General features: G+C 62.2%; 14 protein-coding genes and 1 tRNA gene. 10 read left to right on the top strand and 5 right to left on the bottom strand.

From position 1 onward, the window contains the following. Positions 1 to 4: 4 nt before the first annotated feature. The 6 genes from petA to AC0L39_RS16095 all read left to right on the top strand — a co-directional run bounded on the left by petA (position 5) and on the right by AC0L39_RS16095 (position 6,227). On the top strand, positions 5 to 589 hold the full coding sequence (petA, locus tag AC0L39_RS16120; protein ID WP_473259379.1) for a ubiquinol-cytochrome c reductase iron-sulfur subunit: 585 nt from the start codon (positions 5 to 7) through the stop codon (positions 587 to 589). 56 nt (positions 590 to 645) lie between these two features. Then, complete coding sequence (locus tag AC0L39_RS16115) at positions 646 to 2,058, top strand: cytochrome b (protein ID WP_473259377.1); 1,413 nt, start codon at positions 646 to 648, stop codon at positions 2,056 to 2,058. A gap of 17 nt (positions 2,059 to 2,075) precedes the next feature. Next, positions 2,076 to 2,939 (top strand): cytochrome c1, encoded by an 864-nt coding sequence (locus AC0L39_RS16110; RefSeq protein WP_473259375.1) that lies wholly within the window; start codon positions 2,076 to 2,078, stop codon positions 2,937 to 2,939. A gap of 66 nt (positions 2,940 to 3,005) precedes the next feature. Continuing rightward, on the top strand, positions 3,006 to 3,572 hold the full coding sequence (locus tag AC0L39_RS16105) for an adenine phosphoribosyltransferase (RefSeq protein WP_473259373.1): 567 nt from the start codon (positions 3,006 to 3,008) through the stop codon (positions 3,570 to 3,572). Positions 3,573 to 3,672: 100 nt separating this feature from the next. After that, positions 3,673 to 5,592: a cation:proton antiporter gene (locus AC0L39_RS16100; protein ID WP_473259371.1), complete on the top strand. Its 1,920-nt coding sequence runs from the start codon at positions 3,673 to 3,675 to the stop codon at positions 5,590 to 5,592. A gap of 38 nt (positions 5,593 to 5,630) precedes the next feature. Beyond that, on the top strand, positions 5,631 to 6,227 hold the full coding sequence (locus AC0L39_RS16095; RefSeq protein ID WP_473259369.1) for an OmpA family protein: 597 nt from the start codon (positions 5,631 to 5,633) through the stop codon (positions 6,225 to 6,227). An 8-nt stretch (positions 6,228 to 6,235) separates the two neighbouring features. Here the strand turns inward: AC0L39_RS16095 and AC0L39_RS16090 are convergent, their stop codons facing one another. The 5 genes from AC0L39_RS16090 to panC form a co-directional block, all read right to left on the bottom strand. Further along, complete coding sequence (locus AC0L39_RS16090) at positions 6,236 to 6,988, bottom strand: 3'(2'),5'-bisphosphate nucleotidase CysQ (RefSeq protein WP_473259368.1); 753 nt, start codon at positions 6,986 to 6,988, stop codon at positions 6,236 to 6,238. Further along, the gene (gene cysN / locus AC0L39_RS16085) at positions 6,985 to 8,904 is read right to left on the bottom strand and encodes a sulfate adenylyltransferase subunit CysN (RefSeq protein WP_473259366.1); all 1,920 of its coding nucleotides are present in this window, start codon (positions 8,902 to 8,904) and stop codon (positions 6,985 to 6,987) included. The genes AC0L39_RS16090 and cysN overlap by 4 nt, the downstream gene beginning before the upstream one ends. Further along, positions 8,904 to 9,806 carry a sulfate adenylyltransferase subunit CysD gene (cysD, locus tag AC0L39_RS16080; RefSeq protein WP_473259364.1) on the bottom strand — a complete coding sequence of 301 codons (903 nt, stop codon included), beginning with the start codon at positions 9,804 to 9,806 and terminating at the stop codon, positions 8,904 to 8,906. The genes cysN and cysD overlap by 1 nt, the downstream gene beginning before the upstream one ends. A 112-nt stretch (positions 9,807 to 9,918) precedes the next feature. Beyond that, a tRNA-Gly gene (locus tag AC0L39_RS16075) sits at positions 9,919 to 9,992 on the bottom strand. A 55-nt stretch (positions 9,993 to 10,047) separates the two neighbouring features. Beyond that, positions 10,048 to 10,911, bottom strand: a complete 864-nt coding sequence (panC, locus tag AC0L39_RS16070; RefSeq protein WP_473259362.1) for a pantoate--beta-alanine ligase — start codon at positions 10,909 to 10,911, stop codon at positions 10,048 to 10,050. 138 nt (positions 10,912 to 11,049) lie between these two features. Between panC and AC0L39_RS16065 the strand changes: the two genes are divergently transcribed. The 4 genes from AC0L39_RS16065 to AC0L39_RS16050 all read left to right on the top strand — a co-directional run bounded on the left by AC0L39_RS16065 (position 11,050) and on the right by AC0L39_RS16050 (position 15,010). Then, positions 11,050 to 11,895 (top strand): division plane positioning ATPase MipZ, encoded by an 846-nt coding sequence (locus tag AC0L39_RS16065; RefSeq protein WP_473259360.1) that lies wholly within the window; start codon positions 11,050 to 11,052, stop codon positions 11,893 to 11,895. Positions 11,896 to 11,899: 4 nt separating this feature from the next. Then, positions 11,900 to 12,220 (top strand): J domain-containing protein, encoded by a 321-nt coding sequence (locus tag AC0L39_RS16060; RefSeq protein ID WP_473259358.1) that lies wholly within the window; start codon positions 11,900 to 11,902, stop codon positions 12,218 to 12,220. Positions 12,221 to 12,315: 95 nt separating this feature from the next. Continuing rightward, complete coding sequence (gene pgmG, locus AC0L39_RS16055; protein WP_473259357.1) at positions 12,316 to 13,746, top strand: phosphoglucomutase/phosphomannomutase PgmG; 1,431 nt, start codon at positions 12,316 to 12,318, stop codon at positions 13,744 to 13,746. After that, positions 13,736 to 15,010, top strand: a complete 1,275-nt coding sequence (locus AC0L39_RS16050; RefSeq protein WP_473259355.1) for a hypothetical protein — start codon at positions 13,736 to 13,738, stop codon at positions 15,008 to 15,010. Before pgmG ends, AC0L39_RS16050 begins: the two co-directional genes overlap by 11 nt. Positions 15,011 to 15,079: the final 69 nt, after the last annotated feature.

The following is a 15,079-nucleotide window of genomic DNA, read 5'->3' as shown; positions in this document are numbered from 1 at the left end:
CACGATGGCTTCTACTGGTGCTTCTGCTGGGACTGAAACCGCAGCCCCCGAAGTGACGGACAGCGAAGAAGGCGTTCGCCGCCGCGACTGGATCCATGTTGCGGCGCTGGGCACTGCCGGCGTTGGCGGCCTTGCTGTCCTGCTTCCTGCAATCAGCCAGATGGCGCCATCGAAAGACGTGCTCGCCGAAAGCACCACCGATGTCGATGTCGGCGCGATCCAGCCGGGCCAGAGCATCAAGGCGGTGTTCCGCAAGCAGCCGCTGTTCGTGAAGCGCCTGACAACGGAAGAAGTCGCCGAGGCCAAGGCAGATGATGCTGCCAATATGCGCGACCCGCAGACGCTGGCTGAGCGCACCAACGAAGGCAATGAAGACATCCTCGTCACCATGGGCGTCTGCACCCACCTCGGCTGTGTGCCGCTGGGCGCTGCCGAAGGCGAGAACAAGGGCGAGTTCGGCGGGTATTTCTGCCCGTGCCACGGCTCGCACTACGACGTAGCCGGGCGTATCCGCAAAGGCCCTGCGCCGACCAATCTTGAAGTGCCGGAATATTCCTTCACATCGGAAACGACCATCCGCGTAGGCTGATGGCGCGTATCTGTATTTGAATTCCTTGATTACACGCTGAAAACCGAGAGAACGATATGAGTTTTGCCTGGGCCAAGCAGTACGAACCGAAATCCGCCTTTACCAAGTGGGTCGATGAGAAACTGCCCTTGCCGCGCCTCGTCTACAACGCGGTGGGTGCGGGTTATCCGGTTCCGCGCAACCTCAACTACATGTGGAATTTCGGCGTCCTCGCCGGGTTCTGCCTGGTGTTGCAGATCGTAACCGGCGTCATTCTCGCGATGCATTATGCGGCCAACACCGAAGTCGCCTTCGGCACGGTCGAGCATATCATGCGCAACGTCAATTACGGTTGGATGATGCGCTATGCCCACGCCAATGGCGCGAGCTTCTTCTTTATCGTGATCTACCTGCACATCTTCCGCGGCCTGTATTATTCCTCCTACAAGGCGCCGCGTGAGATGATCTGGCTGCTCGGTGTGGTCATTTTCCTGCTCATGATGGCGACCGCGTTCATGGGTTACGTGCTGCCGTGGGGCCAGATGAGCTTCTGGGGTGCGAAGGTGATTACCGGCCTGTTTGGCGCGATCCCGTTCATTGGTGAGCCGCTGCAGATCTGGTTGCTCGGCGGATTTGCGCCAGATAACGCCGCGCTCAACCGCTTCTTCTCGCTGCACTTCCTGCTGCCGTTCGTGATCGCAGGCGTCGTGATCCTGCACGTCTGGGCATTGCACATTCCCGGCTCGTCCAACCCGACCGGCGTCGAGGTGAAGAAGGAAAGCGATACGGTGCCGTTCCACCCGTATTACACGTCGAAGGACGGGTTCGGGCTGGGCGTCTTCCTGATCCTCTTCACCTTCATGGTGTTCTTCCTGCCGAACATGCTCGGCCACCCGGACAACTACATCGAAGCGAACCCGCTCTCGACCCCCGCGCTGATCGTTCCCGAATGGTACTTCCTGCCATTCTACGCGATCCTGCGTGCCTTCACCGCCGACCTGACGATCCCGTTCACCGGCATCGTGCTGGTCCAGGCGAAACTGCTGGGTGTGATCGCGATGTTCGGTTCGATCCTGGTGTGGTTCTTCCTGCCGTGGCTCGACAAGAGCCCGGTGCGTTCGGGTCACTATCGCCCGATGTTCAAGAAGTTCTTCTGGTTCGGCCTCATCCCCTGCATGCTGCTGCTGACCTATGTCGGCGGCGCGCCAGCGGAGGAGCCCTATGTTCTGCTCAGCCAGATCGCGACGGCGTACTACTTCCTGCACTTCCTGGTGATCCTGCCGATCGTCAGCCAGATCGAAGTGCCCAAGCCACTTCCGTTCTCGATTACCGAGGCGGTGCTGGGTTCGGATGACAAGCCGGGCGGCACCGATGGCGGCGGGGACAACCCGCAGGCCGCGGTCAAGCCGCTGCCGGGCAGCGATCCTGACGGTTCGCTTCAGCCGGCTAGAATAAACGCAGGCGGTTCCGCCATTTTTCTGACCCGATAACGAGAAAGAGTTCGGTCATGACAATCCGTCTTGCAGGCATCCTCATCGGTCTCGGCATTACTGCCGTGCTGGTGCTGTGGTCGCTGATCCCCGGCGCATACAATTACGCCTTTGGCCCGCCAGCCGAGAAACCCGCCTATTACGTGTTCAAGGAAAAGCCGGTGGCACCCGAAGGCGGCTTCGCTTTCGATGGTCCGCTTGGCAAGTGGGACGTCGCTCAGCTGCAGCGCGGCTATGCGGTTTACAAGCAGGTTTGCTCTGCGTGTCACGGCCTGAAATACGTGGCTTTCCGCAACCTGCAGGAACTCGGATATACGGACACGCAGGTTCGTGCAGAGGCAACCACTTGGAACGTGCCCGGGATCGACCCGAATACGGGTGAGGCAACGACCCGTCCGGGCGAGCCAACCGACTATTTCCCGAACCCGTACCCCAACGACGTCGCTGCCGCTGCGGCCAACAACAACGCCATCCCGCCCGACCTTTCGCTGATGACGAAAGCGCGCAAGGACGGCACGAATTACGTCTATTCGCTGCTCAATGGCTATGTCGAGCCGGACCCCGAGAAGCTTGCCTACGCGCAGGAAAAGGGTTTCGAGACGCCGATGGGCCTCTATTTCAACCCGTGGTTCTCGAACGTGAACCTGGCCATGCCGCCGCAGCTTTACCCGGACCTCATCACCTATGATGACGGCACCGAAGCGACGGTTCCGCAAATGTCGGCCGATATCGCGGCGTTCCTGACCTGGACTGCCGAACCCTCGCTGGTGCAGCGCAAGCAGACCGGCTGGTTCGTGATCGCATTCCTGATATTCGCAACCGGTCTTGCCTTCCTGTCATACAAGCAGATCTGGGCCGGCAAGAAGTCCAAGAAAAAGTAATCGGCCAATCGGCATCACGATGAACTTTGCGCCCCATCGTCCAGGCTGGACGGTGGGGCGCTTTGCATGAGCGGGGATGAAATGACGCAGGCACGGCTCTCACCTTATGAACTGAAGGCGCTGGTCCGGACCGTGCCGGACTTCCCCGAACCCGGAATCCAGTTTCGCGACATAACGACCCTGATCAGCCATTCCCAGGGCCTCGCGGCGAGCGTTCACCACCTTGCCGATCTGGCCAGAGCGAGGGGCGCGCAAAAGATCGCAGGCATGGAAGCGCGCGGCTTTATCTTTGGCGCGGCCGTGGCGGTCCAGCTTGGCATCGGGTTCGTGCTGGTGCGCAAGCCGGGCAAACTTCCGATAGAGACCATCGGCGTCGATTACTCGCTCGAATACGGGACCGACCGGCTGGAGGTCGATCCGGGTGCCATTGGCGGGGGCGAGAACATCGTCATGGTGGACGACCTGATCGCCACCGGAGGCACCGCGCTTGCCGCAGCGCAATTGCTGCGCGAGGCCGGCGGCGCCGTGGATGAAGCGCTGTTCGTGATCGACCTTCCCGACCTTGGCGGCGCGGCAAAGTTGCAAGACGCCGGGGTCCGGGTGCAAACTCTTATGCAATTCGAAGGCGACTAGGGCCCGCCGCGGCCATACCGCCACTATCCCCGCCGTCACGCGCCGCTGGAACGAGTGGGCGGGCGGTTCATTGTCCTCCTAAGGGCAGACGGGAAACCAGATGGAATCGCAAGCGCTTGTAATTGCCACGATCGGCGTCCTCGGTATCGGGGCGCAGTGGCTCGCCTGGCGTACGGGCTGGCCCGCGATCGTCCTGATGCTGGCGGCAGGCTTCCTTGCCGGACCGGTGGCGGGCGAGCTTGGCTTCCGCCTGCTCGACCCGGAGGCAGCATTCGGCGACCTGCTGGACCCGGCCATCGGTATCGGCGTTGCGCTCATCCTGTTTGAAGGCGGGCTCAGCCTCGACCTGCGCGAACTGAGACATTCGGGCAGCGCCGTGTGGCGGCTGGCCACGGTCGGCGTCGTCGTCGGCTGGGCTCTTGGGGCTCTCGCCGCCAGCCAGATTGGCGGGCTGGCGTGGCCGGTTGCGATCCTGTTTGGCGGCATCCTGATCGTGACCGGACCAACGGTTGTGATCCCCTTGCTGAGGCAGGCGAATGTCCAGACCCGGCCCAACTCGATCCTCAAATGGGAAGGCATCGTCAACGATCCGACCGGCGCGCTGTGTGCTGTCATCGCCTATGAATATTTCCGCCGCGTCGCCGAAAGCCCCAATGCCTCGCTGATCGAAGTGGTCCCGCCGCTCATCATCGCCGCGATCCTTGCAGGGCTTATCGGATACGCCGCCGCGCGCATGATCGCATATCTCTTCCCGCGCGGAGCGATACCCGAATACCTCAAGGTGCCGGTGCTGTTCATCACGGTGATATTCGTGTTCGTACTCACCAACAAGATCGAGCATGAAGCGGGCCTCGTGGCCGTCACCGTCATGGGCATCACGCTCGCCAATACCGGCTTTTCCAGCATCCGCTCGATCCATCCGTTCAAGGAGAACATCGCGGTCCTGCTGGTGTCGGGCATTTTCATTCTGCTGTCCTCCAGCCTCAGCTGGAGCGACCTTGTCTATCTCGACCCGACTACCGAGGTCGGCCTGCGCTTCATCCTGTTCCTGCTCGCGCTGCTGTTCGTGGTGCGCCCGCTGACTGTGCTCATCAGCCTGCTCGGATCGGATGTTCCGTGGAACGAGCGGCTGTTCATCGCGTGGATTGCGCCGCGCGGCATCGTGCTCGTCGCTATCAGCGGCCTGTTCGCGCTGCGGCTCGCGGATCTGGGTTACAGCGACGGGCAGGTTCTCACCGCGCTCAGCTTCGCCGTCGTGGTGACCACCGTGGTCGCGCACGGCTTTACCGTGGACATCGTGGCCAAATGGCTGGGGGTCAAAGGCACATCGCGGCCCGGCCTCTTGATCGTGGGTTCGACTCCGTGGACCATCGCACTGGCCAAGGAAATGCAGGCGCTCAAGACACCGGTGATGATCGTCGATCCAAGCTGGCAGAGCCTCGGCCCGGCCCGGCGCGAAGGATTGCCGTTCTATCACGGAGAAATCCTGAACGAGGCGACCGAACACAATCTCGACCTGACGCCGTATCAAGTGCTGGTCGCGGCGACCGATAACGAGGCGTACAACACACTCGTCTGCAATGAATTTGCGCACGAAGTGGGGCGCGACAGCGTCTACCAATTGGGCGAGAGCGCTGACGGCGATGATGACAAGCACGCCCTCCCGCCGACCCTGCGCGGGCGCGCGCTGTTCGAAAGCGGCTTCGGCGTGACCGATGTTCACGAGCGCCAGCAGCAAGGGTGGGTGTTCCGCAAGACCAAGCTGTCCGACGAGTTCGACTTCGAGCAGGCGCAGGAAAAACTGCCCGACAGCGCGAACATGCTGCTGCTCGTGCGCAGCAGCGGAACCTTGCGTTTCTTCACCCACGCCGCGCGTCCCGAACCGCGCGCGGGCGACACGATAATCACCTTTTCGCCGCCGCAGATCAAAACACCCGAAGAAAAGGCGGCACGGCGATCAGCCAAGGAAAGCGGGCGTGCGAAAGGCGATCAATCGCCGCCTAAGCCGCAGCCGACATAAGAAACCACGAAAGATAAGACTTCGATCACGAGGCCCTGATGAGAGAGACGAAAGCCGCACTGACCCTATTTGCCATCGCCGCGCTTGCTGCGTGCAACACCCAGCCTGACGGCGGCGGCGCTGAGACTGGCGATCCGGAGGCGACAGGAGCGCCGGCCGCTGCGCCCGATCCCGACGCGCCGATCTCTATCATCCGGTCAGATGTCGAACACCCTGAATTGCCCGAGGCCCCACTTGAATCACTCGCGGTGACGATCGGATTTCCGGACGGGGGCAGCGACCTCGATACTGCCGCCACTTTGGCGCTCGAAGAGCTGGCCGCGTCCGCGCAAATGGCAGAAGACAGCGCGGTGATGCTGCGGGCACACAGCGATGCGGGCGGAAGCGATGCGGTCAATATGCGCGTGTCAGAAGCGCGCGGCGAAGCCGTTCGCGATTGGCTTGTCGATAACGGCGTGAGCGCCGAGCAGATCACTCTCATCGCCTTCGGAGAGCAGAACCCAGTCGAGCCCAACGCCTTGCCCGATGGCGAACCCAACGAAGCAGGGCGCGCAGCCAATCGCCGGGTCGATATCGAGGTGATCGTTGGTGACGCGGGCCCGGTGGCAGCTGAGACCCCTCAGCCGGAAGCCTAGCCCGAGGCCTAATTCAGCCCGGCAACCCGTTCGAGAACCTGTTCGGCATGTTCGGGCCGGCAGATCAGCAGGTCGGGCAAATACGGATCGGCCATGTTGTAGCGGATCGGCGAGCCGTCGATGCGCGAACAATGCAGGCCGTGCGCCGCTGCGACAGCGACCGGCGCGCAGCTGTCCCACTCGTACTGACCGCCCGAATGCAGGTAGATTTCCGCCTCGCCGCGCACGACAGCCATTGCTTTGGCGCCTGCGCTGCCCATGCCGACCAGCTCACCGTCCATCGCCTCGGATACTGCGACGGCTTCCTTGGCGGGCCGTGTTCGGCTGACAAGGAAACGCGGTCTAGCCGCAGGCGCAGGCAGGGCCGACACTGTGTCGGTGCGCAAGACGATGCCGCCATCTAGGCCGGGCAGCGCGACTGCGCCCACGCTCGCAACCCCGTCTATCGCAAGGCCGACATGCACCGCCCAGTCGCTGCGCTGCTCGCCATATTCGCGCGTGCCATCGACCGGATCGACGATCCACACGCGGCTCATCGAGCAGCGCGCGATATCGTCCTTTTCCTCTTCCGAAAGCAATCCGTCGTCGGGGCGAGCGGAGCGGATCGCGTGGCAAAGGAATTCATTCGCGGTCGCGTCTCCCGCGCTGCCAAGGGCCTTGCCCTCGAACATTCCGCTGCTGCGCACGTCGAGCAGGATGCGTCCTGCGACCTCGGCGAGGTGAGCGGCCAGCTCGGCATCTGTCATGGTTGCAGCCGTCATTTCAGCGGCAGGATCTGTTTGATGATGTAGTCGGCGGCCTCGACCGGCGTCATGTCGACCGTGTTCACAACGATTTCCGCATTCTCCGGCTTTTCATAGGGGCTGTCGATCCCGGTGAAGTTCTTCAGCTCGCCGCTGCGGGCTTTCTTGTAGAGGCCCTTCACATCGCGGCGCTCGGCCACTTCGAGCGGAGTGTCGACAAACACTTCGATAAACTCGCCCTCGGGCAGCATCTTGCGCACCATCTGCCGCTCTGCGCGGAATGGAGAGATGAAGGCGGTGAGCACGATGAGGCCCGCATCCGTCATCAGCTTGGCGACCTCGCCAATCCGGCGAATGTTTTCGATCCGGTCGGTTTCAGTAAAGCCGAGATCCCGGTTGAGGCCGTGACGGACATTGTCGCCGTCGAGCAGGAAGGTGTGCCGGTTCATCACCGCGAGCTGCTTCTCGACTTCGTTTGCAATCGTGGATTTGCCCGAGCCCGAAAGTCCGGTGAACCAAAGCACGCGCGGGGTCTGGTTCTTCAACGCGGCATGATCGTCGCGGGTGACGGTGGTCGGCTGCCAATGCACGTTTTGAGCGCGGCGCAGGCTGAATTCTATCATCCCGGCACCGACAGTAGCGTTGGTGAACTTGTCGATCAGGATGAAACCGCCAAGCTGGCGACTTTTGGCATAAGGCTCGAATGTGATCGGACGGTCGGTTGAAAACTCCGCGACCCCGATGGAATTGAGCTCGAGCGTCTTTGCCGCCAGATGTTCGAGCGAATTGACGTCGATCTCGTATTTCGGCCGCTGCACGGTCGCGGTTACCATCTGGCTGCCGAGCTTGAGCCAGTATCCACGCCCCGGCTTCAGGGCTTCCTCGTCCATCCACACGATCGTCGCGCTGAACTGGTCGGAGGACTCGGGCGGATCGTCGGCGGCGGCAATCACGTCGCCGCGGCTGCAATCGACCTCGTCTTCGAGGGTGAGCGTGACCGACTGCCCGGCAACCGCTTCGTCCAGATCGCCATCGAAGGTGGTGATCGAGCGCACCGTGCTGGTCTTGCCTGCGGGCACGATGCGGATGCCATCGCCTGGCTTGACCGTGCCGCCGGTGATCAGCCCGGCAAATCCGCGAAAATCGAGATTGGGCCGGTTCACCCACTGGACCGGCATCCGGAAAGAGCGCTCCTGCGCGGCGGTGTTGGCAAGCTCGACCGTCTCGAGGTGATCGATCAGCGACAGGCCTTTATACCACGGCGTGTTGATCGAGGGAGAGTCGGTGATGTTGTCGCCCTTGAATCCCGAAATAGGGATCGGGGTAAACTCCTCGATACCCACTTCCTCGGCGAAGGCGGCGTAGTCGGCGACGATCGCGTCGAAGGTCGCCTGATCGTAATCGGCCAGGTCCATCTTGTTCACCGCCAGCACCAGATGCTTGATGCCGAGCAGATGCACGAGATAGCTGTGACGGCGGGTCTGCTGGAGCACGCCCTTGCGCGCATCGACGAGGATCACAGCGAGGTCGGCGGTCGATGCGCCGGTCACCATATTGCGCGTATATTGCTCGTGGCCGGGCGTGTCGGCGACAATAAACTTGCGCTTTTCAGTCGTGAAGAACCGGTAGGCGACGTCGATGGTGATGCCCTGTTCGCGCTCTGCGGCGAGGCCATCGACGAGCAGCGCGAAATCGATCTCTTCGCCCTGCGTGCCGTGTTTACGGCTGTCGGATTCGAGCGCCGACAGCTGGTCTTCGAAGATCATCTTCGAATCGTACAGCAGCCGTCCGATCAACGTCGATTTGCCATCATCCACGCTGCCGCAGGTGATGAAGCGCATCAGGCTCTTGTGCTGGTGCTGTTCCAGATAGGCGTCAATATCCTCGGCAATGAGGGCGTCGGTTTCGAAGGAGGGGTGCGCGGCGTCGGCCATCAGAAATACCCCTCCTGTTTCTTGTCTTCCATCGAAGCCGACTGCCCCTTGTCGATCGCGCGGCCCTGCCGTTCGGAGCCGGTGGCCAGCAGCATTTCCTGGATGATCAGGTTCATGTCGGTCGCATCGCTAAGCGTCGCGCCGGTCAGCGGATAGCAGCCGAGCGTTCGGAAGCGGACCGAGCGTTCGACGACCTCCTCGCCGTCTTCGAGGCGGAAGCGCTCATCATCGACCACCAGCGTCAGCCCGTCGCGGACAATTGTCGGGCGCGGGGCGGAGAAATACAGCGGGACGATGTCGATCTTTTCGAGCGCAATATACTGCCAGATGTCGAGCTCGGTCCAGTTCGAGATCGGGAAGACGCGAATGCTCTCATCCTCGTTCTTCTTGGCATTGTAGAGGTTCCACAGCTCGGGCCGCTGGTTCTTCGGGTCCCAGCGATGCGAGGCCGTGCGGAAGCTGAAAACGCGCTCCTTTGCGCGCGCCTTTTCCTCGTCGCGCCGCCCGCCGCCAAACGCCGCATCGAAACCGTGCTTGGTAAGCGCTTTCTTGAGCGGATCGGTGAGCTGCGCCTGGCTGTAAAGCGCGCTGCCGGTGTCGAACGGATTGATGCCCTGCGCCTCGGCGTCGTCGTTCTGTGCAACGATCAGGTCGAGATTGTAATTGCGCACCGTCTTGTCCCGGTGGTCGAGCAGCGCCTGAAAATCCCAGCCGCTCGCGACGTGCAGCATCGGGAAAGGTGGAGGCGAAGGGTAGAATGCCTTGCGCGCGAGGTGCAGCATTACCGAGCTGTCCTTACCTACCGAATACAGCATGACCGGCTTTTCAGCCTCTGCCACAACTTCGCGGAAAATATGGATGCTTTCGGCTTCGAGCCGTTCGAGATGAGTGAGCGTGCGCATGACTTTGCAGCTAAAGGTTGCACCGCACAAAACAAGTATACTTTTGGTTTGGGGCGGGCAAGTTTGATAGCAGGATCAACCGACCCGCATCGTCCACAATCAAGGAAAAGCTTGGAGCGGGTAAGGGGAATCGAACCCCTCTAGCCAGCTTGGAAGGCTGGAGCATTACCACTATGCTATACCCGCTCACGGCGCTTGTCGCACCAGGCGCAGGCCCATTGCCATGTTTGCCGGTCCCGCGTCAACGATTCTGCTCGACTGCCATGTTATCGATCAGGCGCGTGCCGCCAATCCTTGCCGCCACCAGCAGGCGAGCCGGCCTATCTGCCAGCGCATCGAGCGGTGCCAGCGAAGCGGCATCTGCGAGCACGGCATAATCGACGCCGGAAAAGCCCGCGCCCAGCAGCGCATCTTCGAGCGCGGCGAGTGTCGGGCGGACCTCCTGCCCGTCCTCGATGCGGGCGATGGCCTCCTGCATTTCGCGCGGCAAGGTCGCTGCTGCGGCGCGGTTTTCCTTGCCGAGATAGCGGTTGCGGCTCGACATCGCGAGCCCATCCGCCTCGCGCACGGTCGGCACACCGATGATCGAGCGCGCATCCGGCATGGACAGGTCGAGATCGCGCGCCATGGCCCGGATGACCGCAAGCTGCTGAAAATCCTTCTCGCCAAAGAAGGCGTGGGTCGGCTGGACCTGGTTGAACAGCTTGCAGACCACGGTAGCCACACCGTCGAAATGGCCGGGCCGCGACGCTCCGCACAGCCCCTCGCTCACGCCGCTGACCGAGATATTGGTGACGAAGCCATCGGGATACATGACCTGCGCGTCCGGGGCCCAGAGCAGCGCGCATCCTTCGCGTTCGAGCATGGCGGCGTCCGCCTCCAACTGGCGCGGATAGGCGTCGAGGTCTTCGTTCGGGCCGAACTGGGTAGGGTTCACGAAAATCGAAGCTGCCACATGGTCACACATTTCACGCGCGCGCCGCACCAGCGTCAGATGCCCCTCGTGCAGCGCGCCCATTGTGGGCACCAGAGCAATGGTCTCGCCGCCGCTACGCAGTTTTGCGATGTGTGTTCTCAACACATCGAGCGTGTTTGCGATTTGCACCCGTTCGTCTCCCCGGATAAGTTCGTCAGCCTACAGTAGACGGTCGCAGTCCACTCTCAAGCCTTGGTAACATAGGGCTTTTGGCAAGAATGCAGGTCACGCCGTCTTGGGCCCCTTTTCAGGATGCATTTGCGCGCCATGAACGATCCAGTCTCCCCGACCCCTCCGACTGCAACGCCCAAGCCTGCACACCGGATCGTGTTCGCCAACGAAAAGGGCGGGACCGGCAAATCGACCACCGCCGTGCATATCGCGGTTGCGCTCACCTATCTGGGCGCGCGTGTGACCGCGCTCGATCTCGATCCGCGCCAGCGCACGACGCACCGCTATATCGAGAACCGGCTGAACACGCTCGAGCGGCGCAAGATCACCTTGCCGACGCCGAACTGCGAAGTCTTTCGCGGGGAAAGCAAGCCGGAGCTGCTCAGCACGATGGACCGGCTTGAGCGCAATTGCGATTTCCTGATCATAGATAATCCGGGCCGCGACGACCCAGTCGCACGCACCGCAGCGGAAAACGCCGATACGCTGGTCACTCCAATGAATGACAGCTTTGTCGATTTCGACCTGATCGGGCAGGTCGATTCCGACACGTTCAAGGTCAAGAAGCTGTCCTTTTTCGCCGAGCTGATCTGGGAGGCGCGCATGAAACGCAGCCGCGCGACTGCCGATGGCAAGCGTCCGGAGATGGACTGGATCGTCGTGCGCAACCGCACCGGCCATGTCGAGGCGCGCAACATGATGCGGATCGAGCAGGCGCTCACCGAAATGTCGAAGCGGGTCGGTTTCCGCGTTGCGCACGGCCTTTCCGAGCGCGTGATCTATCGCGAGCTGTTCCCTTCCGGCCTGACCTTGCTGGACAAGGGGCATCTGGGCGAGCTTGGCACCAGCCACCTGATCGCGCGGCAGGAACTGCGCGCGCTTCTGAAGGCGTTAAATCTGCCCGAATTCACTCGCCGCCAGCCGCGTTTGGAGCTAGCGTAAACCCATGCTTCGCATCGCGATTATCCTGATAATTCTCTTCATTCTGTTCCGGTGGGCGTTCGGCAAATGGCCGTGGCAAGCCCTGAGCACCGCGCCGTCGCGCAGCCAGCGGCTATTCCGGGCGCGCAAATTGCTGAAGATCGAGGACGGGGCCAGTCGCGAGAAGATCCTCGCCGCGCACAAGCGGCTGATGGCCAGCGTCCACCCCGACAAGGGCGGAACCAACGGGCAGGTTCACGAGGCCAATGATGCGCGCGACCTGCTGCTCGAGGAACTGCCCGATCGCAGCCGCGAAGCTGACCGTGACGATTCTCGACCCGATTGATCCGTAATAACTCCATTTAGACATTGCAGGATTGAAACAATTGCGGTGCAATCACGGCCCGCAATGCCTGATGAACCGACAGGAAGCCTTGTCCCATGACGTATACATTCGATCAGACCGTCCTTCGTGAATACGATATTCGCGGGATCATCGGCGAGACACTTGGCCCGGACGATGCGCGCGCAATCGGGCGCAGTTTCGGGACGATGCTGATCCGCGCCAGTGGTGAGGGGCTCGCCAGCCCCACGGTTGCAGTTGGCTATGACGGGCGGGTGAGCTCACCCATGCTCGAACATGCGCTCGTCGAAGGGCTCACGGCGAGTGGTTGCAATGTGCTGCGGATCGGCATGAGCGCGACGCCGATGCTGTATTACGCGGAAGCGTCAAGCGAAGAGGTGCATGGCGGCATTCAGATAACTGGCAGCCACAATCCCCCCAATTACAACGGCTTCAAGATGGTATTTCAGGGGCGCCCGTTCTTCGGGGCCGACATCCAGGAGCTCGGGAAAGTCTCCGCCGCCGGAGACTGGACCGACGGGGCCGGAGAAGTCGCCACTGCCGACATCATGGGCGAGTATGTCGAGCGTATGCTCGAAGGACTGGCCGGGATAGACGCCGGCGCCCTCGCCGGGATCAAGGTCGGCTGGGATGCCGGCAACGGGGCCGCTGGTCCCGCTCTCGAGGCGCTCGCCTCGAAGCTCCCTGGAGAGCATCATCTGCTGTTTACCGATGTCGACGGACATTTTCCAAACCACCATCCTGATCCAACTGTTGAGGCCAATCTGGCGGATCTGCGCGAGCTGGTCGCGTCAAAGAACCTCGATTTCGGAGTGGCTTTTGACGGGGATGGCGACCGGATCGGTGCGATTGACGGCGAGGGCCGGGTGATCTGGGGCGACCAATTGCTGATGATTTATGCCGAGGACGTGCTCAAAACCCACCAGAACGCGACAATAATCGCCGATGTAAAGGCCAGCCGCGCGCTGTTCGATCACGTCGCGGAGCATGGCGGAAAGCCGCTGATGTGGAAGACCGGCCACTCGCTGATTAAGTCCAAAATGAAGGAAACTGGCTCGCCGCTGGCCGGAGAAATGAGCGGCCACGTGTTTTTCGCGGACGAGTATTACGGATTCGACGACGCACTTTATGCAGGGATTCGCCTGCTGGCGGCCTCCGCGCGGCTGGGAAAATCGGTGACCGAGCTGAAATCGGCGATGCCCAACATGCTCAACACCCCCGAAATGCGGTTCCAGGTGGATGAAGCGCGCAAGTTCCCGGCGATTGCCGAGATCAGTGAGCGGCTCACCACAAATCCCGGGCCGCAGGTCGAAGAGGTCAACGCGACCGACGGGGTGCGGGTCAACACCAAGGACGGCTGGTGGCTGTTGCGCGCCTCGAACACGCAGGATGTGCTGGTCGCCCGCGCCGAAAGCGATAGCGAGGATGGGCTGGAGCGACTGATCGGCCAGATCGACGAGCAGCTGGCGCTGTCCGGACTGGAGCGCGGGGAGAGCGTTGGGCACTAAATCTTCGCGAGGGCGCGCACAGGGCGACTGGCCTTGGTCCGCGCTCGGTATCGCTGCGACAACCGACAAGGCAGCGATCCACGCGGCCTATGAACAGCAGCGCGCTGAGCTGAATGCAAAAGCGATGCGGATTTCCGCTTTCGCCGAGCTGACCGAAGCGCGTGAGAAAGCGCTGTTCTTTGCCTCGGCCATGATTCGCGAGCAGGAGCGTGAAGCGGCAGGCAATGGCGAGCCGGCAGCCGCGGACCGCGTTGACACGCTGCCCCCGGAAAATCAGCCTGAGCCTGAGCCTGAGCCTGAGCCTGAGCCTGAGCCTGAGCCTGAGCCAGAAGCGAACGCGGACGCAGCAACCGGACCACCGACGCCGTGGGCGCCAGGCGGCGGCTACAAGCCTGAATTGGATATTGCCGAAGAATTCTCGCTCACAGAATTGGTCGAAACCCCCGACGAACGCAGCGAGCGCGAGGCTGCGACCTATTGGCAGGGCGGCACCCCGACGCCGTTCATGGAGCGGTATTCGCTCAAGAAATACGGTTTCTGGTGGCTGCTAGCCCTGTTCGGCCTGCTCGCATTTTGCAGCGGCGGGGACGAGGATGAACTTCTCTCGTCTACCCCTCCAATACGGGAAGCTGTCCCCGGATCCGCTTCGGGCGCTGAGGGGGCCTCGGCCAACCTGCCGCCCCAGGCCGAGCCGATGACACGCGCGCTCTTCGGCGAGCAGATCGACTATGCCTATCTTAGCACCGCCGCTCCGGCGCTGGCTTCGCAGCTGATGTTGCGCGCCGAAACAACTTCGCGCAGCTTCGATGTGGCCCGCGCCTATTTGCGCATTCGCATCCTGCGCGCCCGCGCCGCTGTCACCAAGGACGAAGCGCTGGCCATCGCCGAGCTGCACCTCGCTTGGCTGATGACCGCCCAGGCTGACGGCATTGCAGCATGCCGCGACGTGACAGGCGAGGTGTTCGCCAATGGCAATCCGGTCATGCGCGGAGACTGGGTGGATTTCGAGCAGAGCGTGGCTGCAACCCTGCTTCGATCAGGCGCTTTCGAGGATACGCCGCCGGTGAGCGCAGGCGCGCCCGCAGTGCTGCCCGACTGGGCCTTCATCTCGGCAGCAGACAAGGGCGCGCTCGATACAGAGGCCCTTCGCGCGGCAATGGAGGACCCGGTGTCCGCAAACCGCTGTTCTGCCGAAATTGCTCTGCTCGAGGCGATGCTGGAGCGGCGCGCCGACGTGACGCCCGAAATGCTGGCGGCGCTGTAAGGCTCATCACCCTTGAGCGGCGCGCGCGCATCGGTCACAAGAACCACCAGCCAATTCAAGGGATCTCAC

It is taken from the genome of Erythrobacter sp. K21-9 (assembly GCF_055808355.1).
The sequence above is the reverse complement of the archived record's forward strand: the minus strand, read 5'-3'. Positions and strand labels throughout refer to the sequence as shown.